Source organism: Enterobacter cloacae (assembly GCF_013375935.1).
Classification (GTDB): Bacteria; Pseudomonadota; Gammaproteobacteria; order Enterobacterales; family Enterobacteriaceae; genus Enterobacter; species Enterobacter pasteurii.
This window is the reverse complement of the sequence record NZ_CP056117.1, coordinates 4,478,713-4,493,410: the sequence shown is the minus strand read 5'-3', so window position 1 is coordinate 4,493,410 and position 14,698 is coordinate 4,478,713. Positions and strand designations below refer to the sequence as shown.

General features: G+C 55.2%; 11 protein-coding genes and 7 tRNA genes. 2 read left to right on the top strand and 16 right to left on the bottom strand.

From position 1 onward, the window contains the following. Positions 1-5: 5 nt before the first annotated feature. The 4 genes from corC to miaB all read right to left on the bottom strand — a co-directional run bounded on the left by corC (position 6) and on the right by miaB (position 4,067). Positions 6-884 carry a CNNM family magnesium/cobalt transport protein CorC gene (gene corC / locus HWQ14_RS21125; protein WP_148420847.1) on the bottom strand — a complete coding sequence of 293 codons (879 nt, stop codon included), beginning with the start codon at positions 882-884 and terminating at the stop codon, positions 6-8. 84 nt (positions 885-968) lie between these two features. Beyond that, on the bottom strand, positions 969-1,436 hold the full coding sequence (gene ybeY, locus HWQ14_RS21120) for an rRNA maturation RNase YbeY (RefSeq protein WP_003858677.1): 468 nt from the start codon (positions 1,434-1,436) through the stop codon (positions 969-971). Beyond that, the gene (locus tag HWQ14_RS21115; protein WP_148420845.1) at positions 1,433-2,479 is read right to left on the bottom strand and encodes a PhoH family protein; all 1,047 of its coding nucleotides are present in this window, start codon (positions 2,477-2,479) and stop codon (positions 1,433-1,435) included. The genes ybeY and HWQ14_RS21115 overlap by 4 nt, the downstream gene beginning before the upstream one ends. Before the next feature lie 163 nt (positions 2,480-2,642). Beyond that, a complete protein-coding gene (gene miaB, locus HWQ14_RS21110) occupies positions 2,643-4,067 on the bottom strand; it encodes a tRNA (N6-isopentenyl adenosine(37)-C2)-methylthiotransferase MiaB (protein ID WP_148420843.1) in 1,425 nt (474 codons plus the stop codon). Between the two features lie 135 nt (positions 4,068-4,202). Between miaB and ubiF the strand changes: the two genes are divergently transcribed. Beyond that, positions 4,203-5,378 (top strand): 3-demethoxyubiquinol 3-hydroxylase, encoded by a 1,176-nt coding sequence (gene ubiF, locus HWQ14_RS21105; protein ID WP_176610891.1) that lies wholly within the window; start codon positions 4,203-4,205, stop codon positions 5,376-5,378. A 112-nt stretch (positions 5,379-5,490) separates the two neighbouring features. Here ubiF and HWQ14_RS21100 read toward each other — a convergent pair. The 12 genes from HWQ14_RS21100 to nagB all read right to left on the bottom strand — a co-directional run bounded on the left by HWQ14_RS21100 (position 5,491) and on the right by nagB (position 12,357). After that, positions 5,491-5,565 (bottom strand) — tRNA-Gln (locus tag HWQ14_RS21100). A 34-nt stretch (positions 5,566-5,599) separates the two neighbouring features. Further along, positions 5,600-5,674 (bottom strand) — tRNA-Gln (locus HWQ14_RS21095). A gap of 41 nt (positions 5,675-5,715) precedes the next feature. Next, positions 5,716-5,792 (bottom strand) — tRNA-Met (locus HWQ14_RS21090). Between the two features lie 17 nt (positions 5,793-5,809). Beyond that, positions 5,810-5,884 (bottom strand) — tRNA-Gln (locus tag HWQ14_RS21085). 32 nt (positions 5,885-5,916) lie between these two features. After that, a tRNA-Gln gene (locus HWQ14_RS21080) sits at positions 5,917-5,991 on the bottom strand. Between the two features lie 23 nt (positions 5,992-6,014). Next, a tRNA-Leu gene (locus HWQ14_RS21075) sits at positions 6,015-6,099 on the bottom strand. 8 nt (positions 6,100-6,107) lie between these two features. Further along, positions 6,108-6,184, bottom strand: a tRNA-Met gene (locus HWQ14_RS21070). A 226-nt stretch (positions 6,185-6,410) separates the two neighbouring features. Then, a complete protein-coding gene (gene asnB / locus HWQ14_RS21065; protein WP_176610890.1) occupies positions 6,411-8,075 on the bottom strand; it encodes an asparagine synthase B in 1,665 nt (554 codons plus the stop codon). 250 nt (positions 8,076-8,325) lie between these two features. Further along, positions 8,326-9,078 carry a ribonucleotide monophosphatase NagD gene (gene nagD, locus HWQ14_RS21060; protein WP_148420840.1) on the bottom strand — a complete coding sequence of 251 codons (753 nt, stop codon included), beginning with the start codon at positions 9,076-9,078 and terminating at the stop codon, positions 8,326-8,328. Between the two features lie 45 nt (positions 9,079-9,123). After that, on the bottom strand, positions 9,124-10,344 hold the full coding sequence (gene nagC / locus HWQ14_RS21055) for a DNA-binding transcriptional regulator NagC (RefSeq protein WP_148420838.1): 1,221 nt from the start codon (positions 10,342-10,344) through the stop codon (positions 9,124-9,126). An 8-nt stretch (positions 10,345-10,352) separates the two neighbouring features. Then, positions 10,353-11,501 (bottom strand): N-acetylglucosamine-6-phosphate deacetylase, encoded by a 1,149-nt coding sequence (gene nagA / locus HWQ14_RS21050; RefSeq protein ID WP_176610889.1) that lies wholly within the window; start codon positions 11,499-11,501, stop codon positions 10,353-10,355. Positions 11,502-11,556: 55 nt separating this feature from the next. Then, the gene (gene nagB, locus HWQ14_RS21045; protein ID WP_148420835.1) at positions 11,557-12,357 is read right to left on the bottom strand and encodes a glucosamine-6-phosphate deaminase; all 801 of its coding nucleotides are present in this window, start codon (positions 12,355-12,357) and stop codon (positions 11,557-11,559) included. A gap of 326 nt (positions 12,358-12,683) precedes the next feature. On the opposite strand from nagB, the gene nagE reads away from it, so the two are divergent. After that, positions 12,684-14,633: a PTS N-acetyl glucosamine transporter subunit IIABC gene (gene nagE / locus HWQ14_RS21040; protein ID WP_176610888.1), complete on the top strand. Its 1,950-nt coding sequence runs from the start codon at positions 12,684-12,686 to the stop codon at positions 14,631-14,633. Positions 14,634-14,698: the final 65 nt, after the last annotated feature.

Below are 14,698 nucleotides of genomic sequence, written 5' to 3'. Positions count from 1 at the left end.
TTACATTAATCTTCCAGTTTTGGCACCGGTGAGTCGTCCGGCATTCTGACGTGGACCTGAATAATACGTCGGCTGTCGGCCATGGCGACCTTAAACTGGTAACCATCGATGTCAACGGTTTCACCGCGGGCCGGAAGATGGCCGAAGGCCTGCATCACCAGACCACCAATGGTGTCCACCTCTTCATCGCTGAAGCTGGTGCCAAAGGTGTCGTTGAAGTCCTCAATAGAGGCCAGCGCGCGCACGGTCCAGGTGTGGCGGCTCAGCTGACGGAAGTCGATATCCTCTTCTTCGTCATACTCGTCTTCGATCTCGCCAACGATCAGCTCAAGGATGTCTTCAATCGTGACCAGACCGGAAACGCCACCAAATTCATCAATCACAATCGCCATGTGGTAGCGCTGGGAGCGGAACTCCTTCAGCATCCGATCCACACGTTTACTTTCCGGCACAACCACCGCCGGGCGTAACACTTTTTCCATACTGAAGGCTTCGGCATCGCTGCGCATAAACGGCAGCAGATCTTTCGCCATCAAAACCCCTTCAATGTGATCTTTGTCTTCGCTGATGACCGGGAAGCGCGAGTGGGCCGATTCGATGATCACATCGAGGCACTCGTCCAGCGTCTGGTTGCGTTTCAGGGTAATCATCTGCGAGCGGGGGATCATAATGTCGCGGACGCGCTGGTCGGCGATGTCCATGACCCCTTCGAGCATTTCGCGCGTATCTTCGTCGATAAGGTCGTTTTGCCCGGAATCACGAATCAGCTCCAGCAGTTCATCACGGTTTTTCGGTTCGCCGTGGAAAAGCTGGTTCAGAATGAGGGAGAAAAATCCCTTTTTAGTGGTTGTCGTGTCGCTACTGTGTGAATTGTCGTCGCTCATGGCGTTTGTAAAGGGTTCTCTTGTTAGTTCAACGTTAACCGCCGCGCTCTATCCCTGCGCGGCGGCATGGTAGTCAGTGACTGACTATTCTTTCTCGGCAATGTACGGATCCTCATAGCCCAGAGCAAGCATTATCTCTGTCTCGAGGGATTCCATCTCTTCCGCTTCGTCATCTTCAATATGGTCGTAACCCAGAAGATGCAGGCTACCGTGCACGACCATGTGTGCCCAGTGCGCCTCCAGCGGCTTTTGCTGCTCTTTGGCTTCCTGCTCAACCACCTGACGGCAGATGATCAGATCTCCCAGCAATGGCATCTCGATGCCCGGAGGAGCTTCGAACGGGAAAGAGAGCACGTTGGTTGGTTTATCTTTCCCGCGATAGGTCAGGTTAAGCTCGTGGCTTTCCGCTTCATCCACCAGGCGAATCGTGACTTCTGATTCTTCCTGAAACTGGGGGATAACGGCATCCAGCCATTTCTGAAACTGTGCCTCTTCCGGCATGCCGGAATTATCTTCACAGGCCAGCTGTAAATCGAGGATCACCTGACTCATTTCTGTTCATGCTCCTGCGCTTCGCGCTTACGTTCTGCGGCCAGCTCGGCCCTGCGCTTCTGATCGGCCTCTTCCCAGGCCTCATAAGCGTTAACGATACGCGCGACCACCGGGTGGCGTACCACGTCTTCGCTGTGGAAGAAGTTAAAGCTGATTTCGTCCACCTCGGCCAGCACTTCGATGGCATGACGCAAACCCGATTTGGTGCTGCGCGGCAGGTCAATCTGGGTGACGTCACCGGTAATAACCGCTTTCGAGTTAAAGCCAATACGCGTCAGGAACATCTTCATCTGTTCGATGGTGGTGTTCTGGCTTTCATCCAGAATGATGAACGCATCGTTAAGCGTACGGCCACGCATGTAGGCCAGCGGGGCGACTTCAATCACGTTACGTTCGATGAGCTTCTCAACTTTCTCGAAGCCCAGCATTTCGAACAGCGCGTCGTACAGCGGGCGCAGGTAAGGATCCACCTTCTGGCTTAAGTCGCCCGGCAGGAAGCCGAGTTTCTCACCGGCTTCTACAGCAGGACGGGTCAGCAGGATACGGCGGATCTCCTGACGCTCCAGCGCATCTACCGCAGCGGCAACCGCCAGATAGGTTTTACCCGTACCCGCCGGGCCCACGCCGAAGGTGATGTCATGGTCGAGAATGTTGGCGATGTACTGCGCCTGGTTTGGGGTACGAGGCTTAATCACGCCGCGCTTGGTTTTGATATTGATGGCCTTACCGTAGTCCGGCACGCTTTCTGCGCTCTGCTCGAGCACGCGCGCCTCTTTGATGGCAAGGTGAATTTGTTCAGGTTCAATATCCTGAATTTCGCCACGCATCGGGGCGGTATCAACATACAGGCTGCGCAGAATATCCGCCGCGGCGTTGACGCAGATAGGGCGTCCGGTGAGTTTGAAATGGTTATCGCGACGATTGATTTCGATACCCAGACGTCGCTCAAGTTGCTTGATGTTGTCATCAAACGGCCCGCACAGGCTCAGCAGGCGAGCGTTGTCTGCGGGCGTTAGGGTAATTTCACGCGTATCTATGTTCAAACTGTTCCTCTTTGATTGGTTAACTGACCTGAGGCCACACGGCGTAATAAAATGGTCATTACCGAAATTATTCACGCCATAGAATAAAGGCGCAAGCGTTACGGTAGATATTGGGGGTGCTGAGAGGAAATACAAGGCCTGCCGGACAGGCAGGCCAGAAGGATTATGGCTGGTAAATGCCTACGCCAGAATCGTTGACTTTGCGGGTGCGAGAGATAACGGATTCCGGGGTCTCAGCAATGCGCAGACCCATTTCGTCTTCGGTACGCACCAGCTTCGCGCGCAGCGAGTTGGTGAGCACGTCGACAATCTCCACGTCCACAAATTTGCCGATCATGTCCGGGGTGCCTTCAAAGTTCACCACGCGGTTGTTCTCGGTACGACCGGATAGCTCCATAATGCTCTTACGGGAGGTACCTTCCACCAGAATACGCTGGACGGTCCCGAGCATGCGACGGCTCCAGGCGTTGGCCTGCTGGTTGATACGTTCCTGCAGAATATACAGACGCTGCTTTTTCTCTTCTTCCGGCACATCGTCAACCATATCGGCCGCCGGGGTTCCGGGACGCGGGGAGAAGATGAAGCTGTAGCTGACGTCAAAATTGACTTCGCCGATGAGCTTCATGGTGCGCTCGAAGTCTTCAGCGGTTTCGCCTGGGAAACCAACGATGAAGTCGGAGCTGATCTGGATATCCGGACGCGCTTCGCGCAGCTTACGGATGGTGGATTTGTATTCCAGCACCGTATGTGGACGCCCCATCAGGTTCAGCACGCGGTCAGAGCCGCACTGAATCGGCAGGTGCAGGAAGCTCACCAGCTCCGGCGTATCGCGGTAAACGTCGATGATGTCGTCGGTAAACTCCATCGGATGGCTGGTGGTAAAGCGAATACGGTCGATGCCGTCAATCGCGGCCACCAGGCGCAGCAGTTCTGCAAAGCTGCCCGTGGTACCGTCGTAGTTTTCACCGCGCCAGGCGTTCACGTTCTGGCCCAGCAGGTTTACTTCACGCACGCCCTGCGCGGCAAGCTGCGCGATTTCGAACAGAATATCGTCTGCCGGGCGGCTGACCTCTTCACCGCGGGTATAAGGCACCACGCAGTAAGTACAGTATTTATTGCAGCCTTCCATGATGGAGACGAATGCGGTCGGGCCGTCGGCGCGCGGCTCAGGCAGACGGTCAAACTTCTCGATCTCCGGGAAGCTTACGTCCACTACCGGGCTGCGATTGCCGCGAACCTGATTGATCATCTCTGGCAGGCGGTGCAGGGTCTGAGGGCCAAAGACGATATCCACATAGGGTGCTCGCTGGCGGATCAGCTTACCTTCCTGCGATGCAACGCAGCCCCCAACGCCAATGATCAGGTCCGGATTTTTCCGCTTAAGCAGTTTCCAGCGGCCTAACACATGAAAGACTTTCTCCTGCGCTTTTTCACGAATTGAACAGGTGTTCAGCAGCAGCACATCGGCTTCTTTCACATTTTCAGTCAGCTGGTATCCGTGGGTGGTATCCAGCAGATCGGCCATCTTGGATGAATCGTATTCGTTCATCTGACAGCCCCAGGTTTTTATATGGAGTTTTTTGGTCATCGACTTGCTCAGCTCAGGATTGCAAGCCGCGTATTGTAATGCTTTGGTGCGGTTGTGACCAGTATGAAGGTTGTCAACCTCAGGACCGCAAAAATCCGGTAAACTTAAGGCATTCTCCAATAAGGAATAGTGACCATGACACTCCAACACACCGAAGTTGCCGTCGTCGGCGGCGGTATGGTCGGCGGCGCGCTGGCGCTGGGGCTGGCGCAGCAGGGATTTGACGTAACCGTTATTGAACAGGCTGCTCCGCCGGCATTCGATCCCGCCAGCAAGCCGGACGTGCGCATATCCGCCATTAGCGCGGCGTCCGTTGATTTGCTTCGCGGGCTGGGCGTCTGGGAGGCGGTGCTGGCGATGCGCGCGCACCCCTATAGCCGTCTTGAAACCTGGGAGTGGGAAAATGCTCACGTGTCGTTTGATGCCGCCGAGCTGAAGCTGCCGCGCCTGGGCTATATGGTAGAAAACAACGTCTTGCAGCTCGCGCTCTGGCAGGCGCTGGAGGCGCACCCGAAGGTGACGCTTCGCGTTCCGGCCTCGCTGAAAGCCCTTCATCGTCATGACGGCGGCTATCTTCTTACGCTGGACAACGACGACGAACTCGCCGTGAAGCTGGTGGTGGGGGCGGATGGTGCAAATTCGCAGGTCAGGCAGATGGCGGGCATTGGCATCCATGCCTGGCAGTATCATCAGTCCTGCATGCTGATCACCGTCCAGTGCGAGACCGCGCCGGGCGAAAGCACCTGGCAGCATTTTACGCCGAACGGTCCTCATGCGTTCTTGCCGCTGTTTGATAACTGGGCGTCGCTGGTGTGGTACGACAAGCCGGCGCGTATTCGTCAGTTACAGGGGCTGAGCATGGAACAATTACAGCGCGAGATTATGCTGCACTTCCCGGAACGCCTTGGGCATGTCACGCCGGTTGCTGCGGGCGCATTCCCGCTGATGCGACGCCATGCGTTGCAGTATGCCCGTCAAGGGCTGGCCCTGGTGGGGGACGCGGCGCACACCATCCATCCGCTGGCAGGCCAGGGAGTCAACCTGGGATACCGTGACGTCGACGCGCTACTGGATGTGGCAGGTAACGCCCGCGCCTACGCGGAATCGTGGGCCAGCCATCAGGTGCTGAAGCGCTACCAGACGCGCCGTATGGCGGATAACTTCATTATGCAGTCAGGGATGGATCTGTTCTATGCCGGGTTCAGCAATGACGTTGGTCCGGTGCGTATATTGCGAAATATTGGATTGATGGCGGCGGAACGCGCCGGTGGCCTGAAGCGTCAGGCTCTGAAATACGCCCTCGGACTCTAATCTTTGCTCCGACTATTCCCTCGTCCCTCCGGGGAGAGGGTTAGGGTGAGGGCCCAGACCGCACCGACGACAAAAACAAAAAAGCCCGCAGAGCGGGCTTGTTTGTTTTAAGTGGCTGGGGTGCAGGGATTCGAACCCCGGAATGCTGGTATCAGAAACCAGAGCCTTACCGCTTGGCGACACCCCAATTGCGTTAAACGTACTGCTTAACGACTTTAAAATGGCTGGGGTACGAGGATTCGAACCTCGGAATGCCGGAATCAGAATCCGGCGCCTTACCGCTTGGCGATACCCCAACAATGTTCAGTTTACCGAATAGTATTCGATAACGTAAATATGGTGGCTACGACGGGATTCGAACCTGTGACCCCATCATTATGAGTGATGTGCTCTAACCAACTGAGCTACGTAGCCAGTACTGCAATCTTCGATGGCTGGGGTACCTGGATTCGAACCAGGGAATGCCGGTATCAAAAACCGGTGCCTTACCGCTTGGCGATACCCCAATACCGCGGAGAACCGCATAATCGAAGAAATATGGCTGGGGTACCTGGATTCGAACCAGGGAATGCCGGTATCAAAAACCGGTGCCTTACCGCTTGGCGATACCCCATCCGTGCAACGCTTACCTGGGAATGGTGCGGGAGGCGAGACTTGAACTCGCACACCTTGCGGCGCCAGAACCTAAATCTGGTGCGTCTACCAATTTCGCCACTCCCGCAAAAAAGATGGTGGCTACGACGGGATTCGAACCTGTGACCCCATCATTATGAGTGATGTGCTCTAACCAACTGAGCTACGTAGCCATCTTTTTTTCGCGTTACCTTATCGGCGTTGCGGGGCGCATTATGCGTATAGACCCTTGCAGCGTCAACACCTTTTTCAATGAAAATAGCCGGAATGTGACTGTTTGGTTAGGTTGCGAACAGCGAGGCCGAATATTCGACAATTATTGGTTATTAATCGATTTTATGCGGTGAAAAGTGAGGCAAAAAAAATCAGGCCCCGGAGGGCCTGATGACAATCTGAACGTTATTTATAGGCAGACTGGTGTACGCCTACCGCCCGTCCTGACGGATCGTTCATGGCCTTGAAAGATTCATCCCATTCAATGGCTTTGGCTGACGAGCAGGCGACAGATGGACCACCCGGAACGCACTCGGCTGCGCTTGGCACCGGGAACAGTTCTTCAAAGATTTCACGGTACAGATACGCCTCTTTCGAGCCCGGCGTGTTGTACGGGAAGCGGAAGCTCGCGGTTTCCAGCTGTTGGTCAGAAACCTGTTTCGCCGCCACCTCCTTCAGGGTGTCGATCCAGCTGTAGCCTACGCCATCGGAGAATTGCTCTTTCTGACGCCACGCCACGCTTGCCGGCAGGTAGGATTCAAAACATTCGCGCAGGATATGTTTTTCCATTTTGCCGTTGCCGCACATTTTGTCCTGCGGGTTGATGCGCATCGCCACGTCGAGGAAATTCTTATCCAGGAACGGCACGCGGGCTTCCACACCCCAGGCGGACATCGCTTTGTTGGCGCGAGCGCAGTCGAACATGTGCAGCGCCTGAAGCTTGCGCACGGTCTCTTCATGCAGCTCTTTGGCGTTCGGCGCTTTGTGGAAGTAGAGGTAGCCGCCGAACACCTCGTCTGAACCCTCGCCGGAGAGCACCATCTTGATGCCCATCGCTTTGATCTTACGCGACATCAAATACATCGGCGTGGAGGCGCGGATGGTGGTCACATCATACGTTTCAATGTGGTAGATCACATCGCGAATCGCATCCAGGCCTTCCTGCACGGTGAAGTGAATTTCATGGTGCACGGTGCCGAGGTGGTTCGCCACCTCCTGCGCGGCTTTCAGGTCAGGCGCACCTTCCAGGCCTACGGCAAAGGAGTGCAGCTGCGGCCACCAGGCTTCAGAGCGCTCCTGATCTTCCACGCGGCGCGCGGCGAATTTCTTGGTGATGGCGGAGATCACGGAGGAGTCCAGCCCGCCGGAGAGCAGCACGCCGTACGGCACGTCTGACATCAGGTGGCTCTTAACGGAATCTTCCAGCGCCTGGCGCAGTTCGGCTTTATCCGTAACGTTGTCTTTTACCGCGTCGTAGTCAAACCAGTCGCGCTGGTAGTACTGACGGATTTCGCCATCTTTGCTCCACAGGTAGCTGCCTGCCGGGAACTCTTTAATGGTGCGGCAAACCGGCACCAGCGCTTTCATCTCTGACGCGACGTAGAAGTTGCCGTGCTCGTCGTGGCCCATGTACAGCGGAATGATACCAATGTGGTCGCGGCCAATCAGGTAAGCGTCTTTTTCGCTGTCGTACAGGGCGAAGGCAAACATGCCCTGCAGGTCGTCGAGGAATTCCGGGCCTTTCTCCTGGTACAGCGCCAGGATCACTTCACAGTCAGAGCCTGTCTGGAAGGCGTAGCGGTCGCCGTACTCGGCGCGCAGCGCCTGATGGTTGTAGATTTCACCGTTCACAGCCAGCGCGTGCGTTTTTTTCTCGTTATACAGCGGCTGTGCACCGGCGTTGACGTCAACAATGGAGAGACGTTCATGAGCCAGAATCGCTTTATCGCTGGCATAAACGCCGGACCAGTCCGGACCGCGATGGCGCATCAGGCGGGACAGCTCAAGTGCTTTTTTACGCAGTTCGCCCGCGTCAGTTTTAATATCCAGTACGCCAAAAATAGAACACATAACCTTCTCCGTTAACCCTGTTGCGTTGTGATGTTGCTTGCTAATGAAAATGCCGCAAAAGGGGGAGAGGGCGCAAGCGTTTTACGGGTGAATACGCAAAAAGTGCAATGACGATTGCGGAATCTTAAAAAATGAGTATGTTTCGTGCGGTTTTATTGATGATTATTCAATGGAAGGTGCTTTTTGTTAGATTTGACTGTGTTTTTTGGCTACAGAAATAAAAAACCACGCCCTGAGGCGTGGCTCTTGATCAAATAACGTCGATTTCGTCGACGGAAGGGTATATCCAGCTTGGGCGGAAGGGCATGGTGTCGATATCGTCAATCGTCGAGACGCCGGAGAGCACCAGTATCGTTTCGAGCCCCGCCTGGAAGCCGGCCAGAATATCGGTGCGCAGGTTATCGCCGACAATCACGGTCTCTTCAGAGTGGGCCTGCATCGTATTCAGCGCTGCACGAACGATCCACGGGCTCGGTTTACCGACAACAAACGGCTTACGGCCGGAGATTTTTTCGATACCGGCGCACAGTGCGCCGCAGGCCGGATAGAAGCCGCGGCCGTGCGTATCCGGGTTGGTGGCGATAAAGCGCGCGCCGCTTGCGACAAAGTAGGCTGCTTTATGCATCATCTCCCAGTTAAAGGAACGCGTTTCGCCCACGATGACAAAGTCCGGGTTCACATCGGTAATGGTAAAGCCCGCTTTGTAGAGCTCATGGATCAGCGCACCTTCGCCGACCACGTAGGCTTTCTTGCCTTCCTGACGCTTCAGGAAGTCAGCCGTTGCCATGGCGGAGGTATAAAACACGCTGTCCGGTACGTTGACGCCCGCAGTCGCAAAGCGGTTTGCCAGATCCTGACCAGTCTGTGAAGGGTAGTTCGTGAGAAGAACCAGTGGCATTCCTTTGTCGATGATGCGATGAAGAAACTCCGCAGCACCCGGCACGGCAACGTTGTCGTGCATCAGCACGCCGTCGATATCACAAATTACATTCTTAATGGTCATGGTCAACCCGACATCAAAAAAAGAAGGCGTTACTATAAGGTCCGATCAGGATTCCAGCAAATGCTGGAGCAGGATCCCGTTGAGCATCGCACGTTTTACCAGCGCGAACGCGCCAATCGCTGAGCGGTGATCGAGCGTAGAACGCACCACCGGCAGGTTCTGGCGAAACGCTTTCAGCGCCTGGGTATTGATGCAGCCTTCAATAGCCGGCAGCAGTACTTTTTCTGCTTCAACGATCTCGCCGGCAATCACCACTTTCTGCGGATTAAACAGGTTGATGGCAATGGCGATGGTTTTACCCAGATGGCGACCAACCTGTTCGATCACTTCGCAGGCCAGCGCGTCGCCTTTGTTAGCGGCTTTGCAGATGGCGGCGATTTTACAATCGTCCAGCGTAACGCGGCTCTGGTAACCCTGTTCCAGCAGATGGCGAACGCGATGCTCAATGGCGGCATTGGCGGCCACGGTTTCGAGGCAGCCAAAGTTACCGCAGTGGCAGCGCTCGCCGAGCGGTTCAACCTGGATATGGCCAATCTCGCCCACGTTGCCGTTACGACCGATAAAAATGCGCCCGTTAGAGATGATGCCAGCGCCTGTACCACGATGCACGCGCACCAGAATGGAGTCTTCGCAGTCCTGGCTCGCACCAAAGTAGTGCTCCGCCAGCGCCAGTGAGCGGATATCGTGACCGACAAAACAGGTCAGCTTAAAGCGCTTTTCCAGCGCCTCAACCAGCCCCCAGTTCTCCACGTTTATATGCGGCATGTAGCGAATAACGCCGCTCTCCGGGTCGACCAGGCCGGGCAGAATGACCGAAATGGCAATCAGCTCGCGGATCTTGCGCTGACAGCTTTCGATAAAGTGCGCAATGGTATTCAGTAAGGCGTGTTCAAGCGTCTCCTGAGTGCGTTCAGGAAGCGGGTAGTGCTCTTCGGCAATGGCTTTGCTGCTCAGATCGTAGAGCGTAAGCGTGGTGTCATGACGGCCTAAACGGACGCCAATCGCCTGAAAGTTACGGGTTTCAGTAACGATGGAGATCGCGCGGCGGCCTCCGGTGGAGGCCTGCTGATCGACTTCTTTGATCAGGCCGCGCTCAATAAGCTGACGCGTAATTTTTGTTACGCTGGCGGGAGCAAGCTGGCTTTGTTCGGCTATCTGAATGCGTGAGATTGGCCCGTGCTGGTCAATCAGGCGATAAACTGCCGCGCTGTTAAGCTGTTTAACGAGATCGACATTACCGATTTGAGCTTGTCCGCCTGGTGTCATACTTTTACTTACTCAGTGACGACCTCGTTACCATTAACGATGGTCTTAATAATTTTATAATCGTGTGTGAACGCCGTCAGGTTTGCAACCATACCGGGTGCAATACCACCGAGCTGTTTATCCACGCCAATTGCGCGTGCCGGATAAAGCGTGGCCATACGCAGCACTTCATCAAGGGCAATTCCGCAATGCTCAACGAGGTTACGTACCCCTTCGATCATCGTCAGAGAAGAACCGCTCAGCGTGCCGTTCTCATCCACGCACAGTCCATTCCGGTAGTATATTGTTTTACCAGCAAAAATGAACTGGTCAATATTTGCCCCTGCCGGTGCGGTGGCATCGGTTACCAGGCACAGCTTGTCGCCCTTAAGGCGCTTGGCGTTGCGGATGTTAGCGTAATCGACATGCATACCGTCGGCGATAATGCCGCAGTAGACGTCCGGCTCATCCAGAATAGCCCCAACCAGGCCCGGTTCGCGGCCGGTGATGTACGGCATTGCGTTGTAAAGGTGCGTGGCAAACGTAATGCCTGCGCGGAAACCGGCTTTCGCCTCCTTCAGCGTGGCGTTCGAGTGACCCGCTGATACCACAATCCCGGCGGCAGCCAGTTTGCTGATAACGTCCGTGCCGGTCATTTCCGGTGCCAGCGTGACTTTAACGATCGCATCGGCGTTGGCGCACAGGTAATCAACCAGCTCGGCATCCGGCTTGCGCACATAGTTCGGGTTATGGGTGCCTTTCTTGACCATGTTCAGCCATGGTCCTTCCAGATGCAGGCCCAGCGCCTGATTCGGATATTTTGCCTGGTACTCACGCATGACGCTGATACCCTGCTTCATCAGGTCGTCGCTGCTGGTGATAAGCGTCGGCAGATAGCTGGTGCAGCCCGATTTCTCATTGGCTTTTTGCATGATTTCCAGCGTTTCAACCGTTACCGCCTCTGGGGTATCGTTAAACTGGACACCGCCGCAGCCGTTAAGCTGTACGTCGATGAAACCGGGGGAGATCGCAGCTCCATTGAGAGAACGCTGTTCGATCTCCGGCGGCAGTTCTGCCAGCGGGCAAACACGTTCAATCAGGCCATTGGCGATAACAATCGCATGGTCATCCAGAATTTCATGGCCGGTATAAATCCGACCGTGGGTTAAAGCGTACATATTGACCCCCGGTTAACAAAAGCGACCGCCCCTGAATAAAGAGGCGGTTATTCAATTACAGACCTTTGATGTTCTCTGCTTCTAACTCGTTGAAGTATTTCAGCGTTTTCACTTTCAGTTCCATGGTGGACGGTTCGTCACACACGATGACTGATTTTGGATGCAGCTGCAGGCAGCTGATGGTCCACATGTGGTTTACGTTACCTTCAACAGCGGCCTGAAGCGCCTGCGCTTTCACGGCTCCCAGCACCAGAATCATTACTTCTTCGGCATCCAGCAGGGTGCCTACGCCAACGGTCAGCGCGTATTTAGGCACCTGGTTCACGTCGCCGTCAAAGAAGCGGGAGTTAGCCACACGCGTGTCGTGGGTCAGCGTTTTGATACGGGTACGGGATGCCAGTGAAGAGGCCGGTTCGTTGAACGCGATGTGGCCATCGTTGCCCACGCCGCCCATAAACAGGTGGATTTTACCGTAAGAACGGATTTTTTCTTCATACTGACGGCATTCTGCGTCAATATCAGGCGCGTTTCCATTCAGCAGGTTAATATTTTCCGCCGGGATATCAACGTGATCGAAGAAGTTGCGGTGCATAAAGCTGTGGTAGCTTTCAGGATGTTCCTTTGGCAGGCCGACATATTCGTCCATGTTAAAGGTCACAACGTGTTTGAAGCTAACCTGGCCCGCTTTATGCATTTCCACCAGCGCTTTATACGCGGTCAGCGGCGTGCCGCCGGTTGGAAGGCCGAGAACGAAAGGACGATCGGCAGTTGGCTTGAAGGCGTTGATGCGGTTAACGATATGACGTGCAGCCCATTTTCCGACTTGTTCAGCTGTTGCCAGGGGAATCAGTCTCATTATTCACCTCTAAAGTTTAAGTAAAAGTGGGCGGATGATTAGTGCAACCTGAACTAAGCGTAACCTGGAACCTTTCAGGCCGGATCAATCCGTCTTGATTTTTTGAATGATAAAATAAGTTTTCGTCGTTAGCCAGTGAAAGGGAGGGTTGAATACGATATTTGGTGACAATAATCACAAAAAATAGGTGTTTAATTTGCGATACGAATTAATTTTTCACACACTCACACTGCCAGTGAATCATCAACTGTATCTATCGTTCGTGACACAATAAAAAACATAGTTTATGCGCGAGCCTTCACAACGGGTCTCGTAGGGGGAATAGGATGAATATTTTAGGTTTTTTCCAGCGCCTCGGTAGGGCTTTGCAGCTCCCTATCGCCGTGCTACCGGTTGCAGCGCTCCTGCTGCGATTCGGGCAACCCGATCTTCTCAACGTGCCGTTTATCGCCCAGGCAGGCGGCGCAATTTTTGACAACCTGGCGCTGATTTTCGCCATCGGTGTGGCATCTAGCTGGTCTAAAGACAGCGCCGGTGCTGCGGCACTGGCCGGAGCCGTAGGTTACTTCATCCTCACAAAAGCGATGGTGACCATCAACCCTGAAATCAACATGGGCGTACTGGCGGGTATCATTACCGGTCTCGTCGGTGGTGCCGTGTACAACCGTTGGGCGGGTATCAAGCTCCCTGACTTCCTGAGCTTCTTCGGTGGAAAACGCTTCGTGCCGATCGCGACGGGCTTTTTCTGTCTGATCCTTGCCGCCATCTTTGGCTACGTGTGGCCACCGGTGCAGCACGCTATCCATGCGGGTGGCGAGTGGATCGTTTCCGCGGGCGCAATGGGTGCGGGTATCTTCGGCTTCATCAACCGTCTGCTGATCCCAACGGGCCTGCATCAGGTGCTGAACACCATCGCCTGGTTCCAGATTGGTGAGTTCACCAACGCGGCGGGCGCCGTATTCCACGGTGATATCAACCGCTTCTACGCAGGCGACGGCACCGCGGGCATGTTCATGTCCGGCTTCTTCCCAATCATGATGTTTGGTCTGCCTGGCGCTGCGCTGGCGATGTACCTGGCCGCGCCGAAAGCGCGTCGCCCAATGGTTGGCGGTATGCTGCTGTCCGTGGCGGTAACGGCCTTCCTGACCGGCGTGACCGAGCCGCTGGAATTCCTGTTCATGTTCCTGGCTCCGCTGCTGTACCTCATGCACGCCATCCTGACCGGTATCAGCCTGTTTGTTGCCACTCTTCTGGGCATCCATGCTGGCTTCCCCTTCTCCGCAGGCGCTATCGACTACGTGCTGATGTACAACCTGCCGGCGGCAAGCAGCAACGTCTGGATGCTGGTGGTGATGGGTCTGATCTTCTTCGTTATCTACTTCGTTCTGTTCAGCGCGGTTATTCGCATGTTTAACCTGAAGACGCCGGGCCGTGAAGATACGAAAGACGACGTTGTTACCAGCGAAGCAAACAGCAATACCGAAGAAGGTTTAACCCAGCTGGCAACCAGCTACATTGCCGCGGTAGGCGGTACCGACAACCTGAAAGCCATTGATGCCTGTATTACCCGTCTGCGCCTGACCGTTGGCGACTCTGCGCGCGTAAGCGATGCAATGTGTAAACGCCTGGGCGCGTCTGGCGTGGTGAAGCTGAACAAGCAAACCATCCAGGTCATCGTGGGTGCGAAAGCCGAATCTATCGGCGACGAGATGAAAAAAGTGGTTGCCCGTGGGCCGGTTGCTGCCGCGTCAGCGGATAGCGCACCGGTGGCTGACGCTCCGGCTGCTAAACCGCAGGCGGTGCCAAATGCGGTGACCGTCGCGGCGCTGGTTTCTCCGGTGACAGGTGACGTCGTTGCGCTTGAGCAGGTGCCTGACGAAGCGTTCGCCAGCAAGGCGGTAGGTGACGGCGTGGCGGTGAAGCCTACGGACAAAACCGTGGTCTCTCCGGCAGCCGGTACTATCGTGAAAATCTTCAACACCAACCACGCGTTCTGCCTGGAAACGGAAAAAGGCGCGGAGATCGTTGTCCATATGGGTATCGACACCGTTGCGCTGAACGGTCAGGGCTTTACTCGCCTGGTGGAAGAGGGCGCTGAAGTCGTGGCAGGCCAGCCGATCCTGGAAATGGATCTGGATTACCTGAACGCCAATGCGCGCTCCATGATAAGCCCGGTGGTATGCAGCAACATCGACGACTTCAGCGGTCTGGTTATCCAGGCGCAGGGTCAGGTGGTTGCCGGTCAAACGCCACTGTATGAGATTAAAGGCAAGTAATCGCTCCTGAGTAGAGTTATGCCTTTAGCGGCGGGGGATATCCTCCGCCGCTTTTTTTTGCAGCA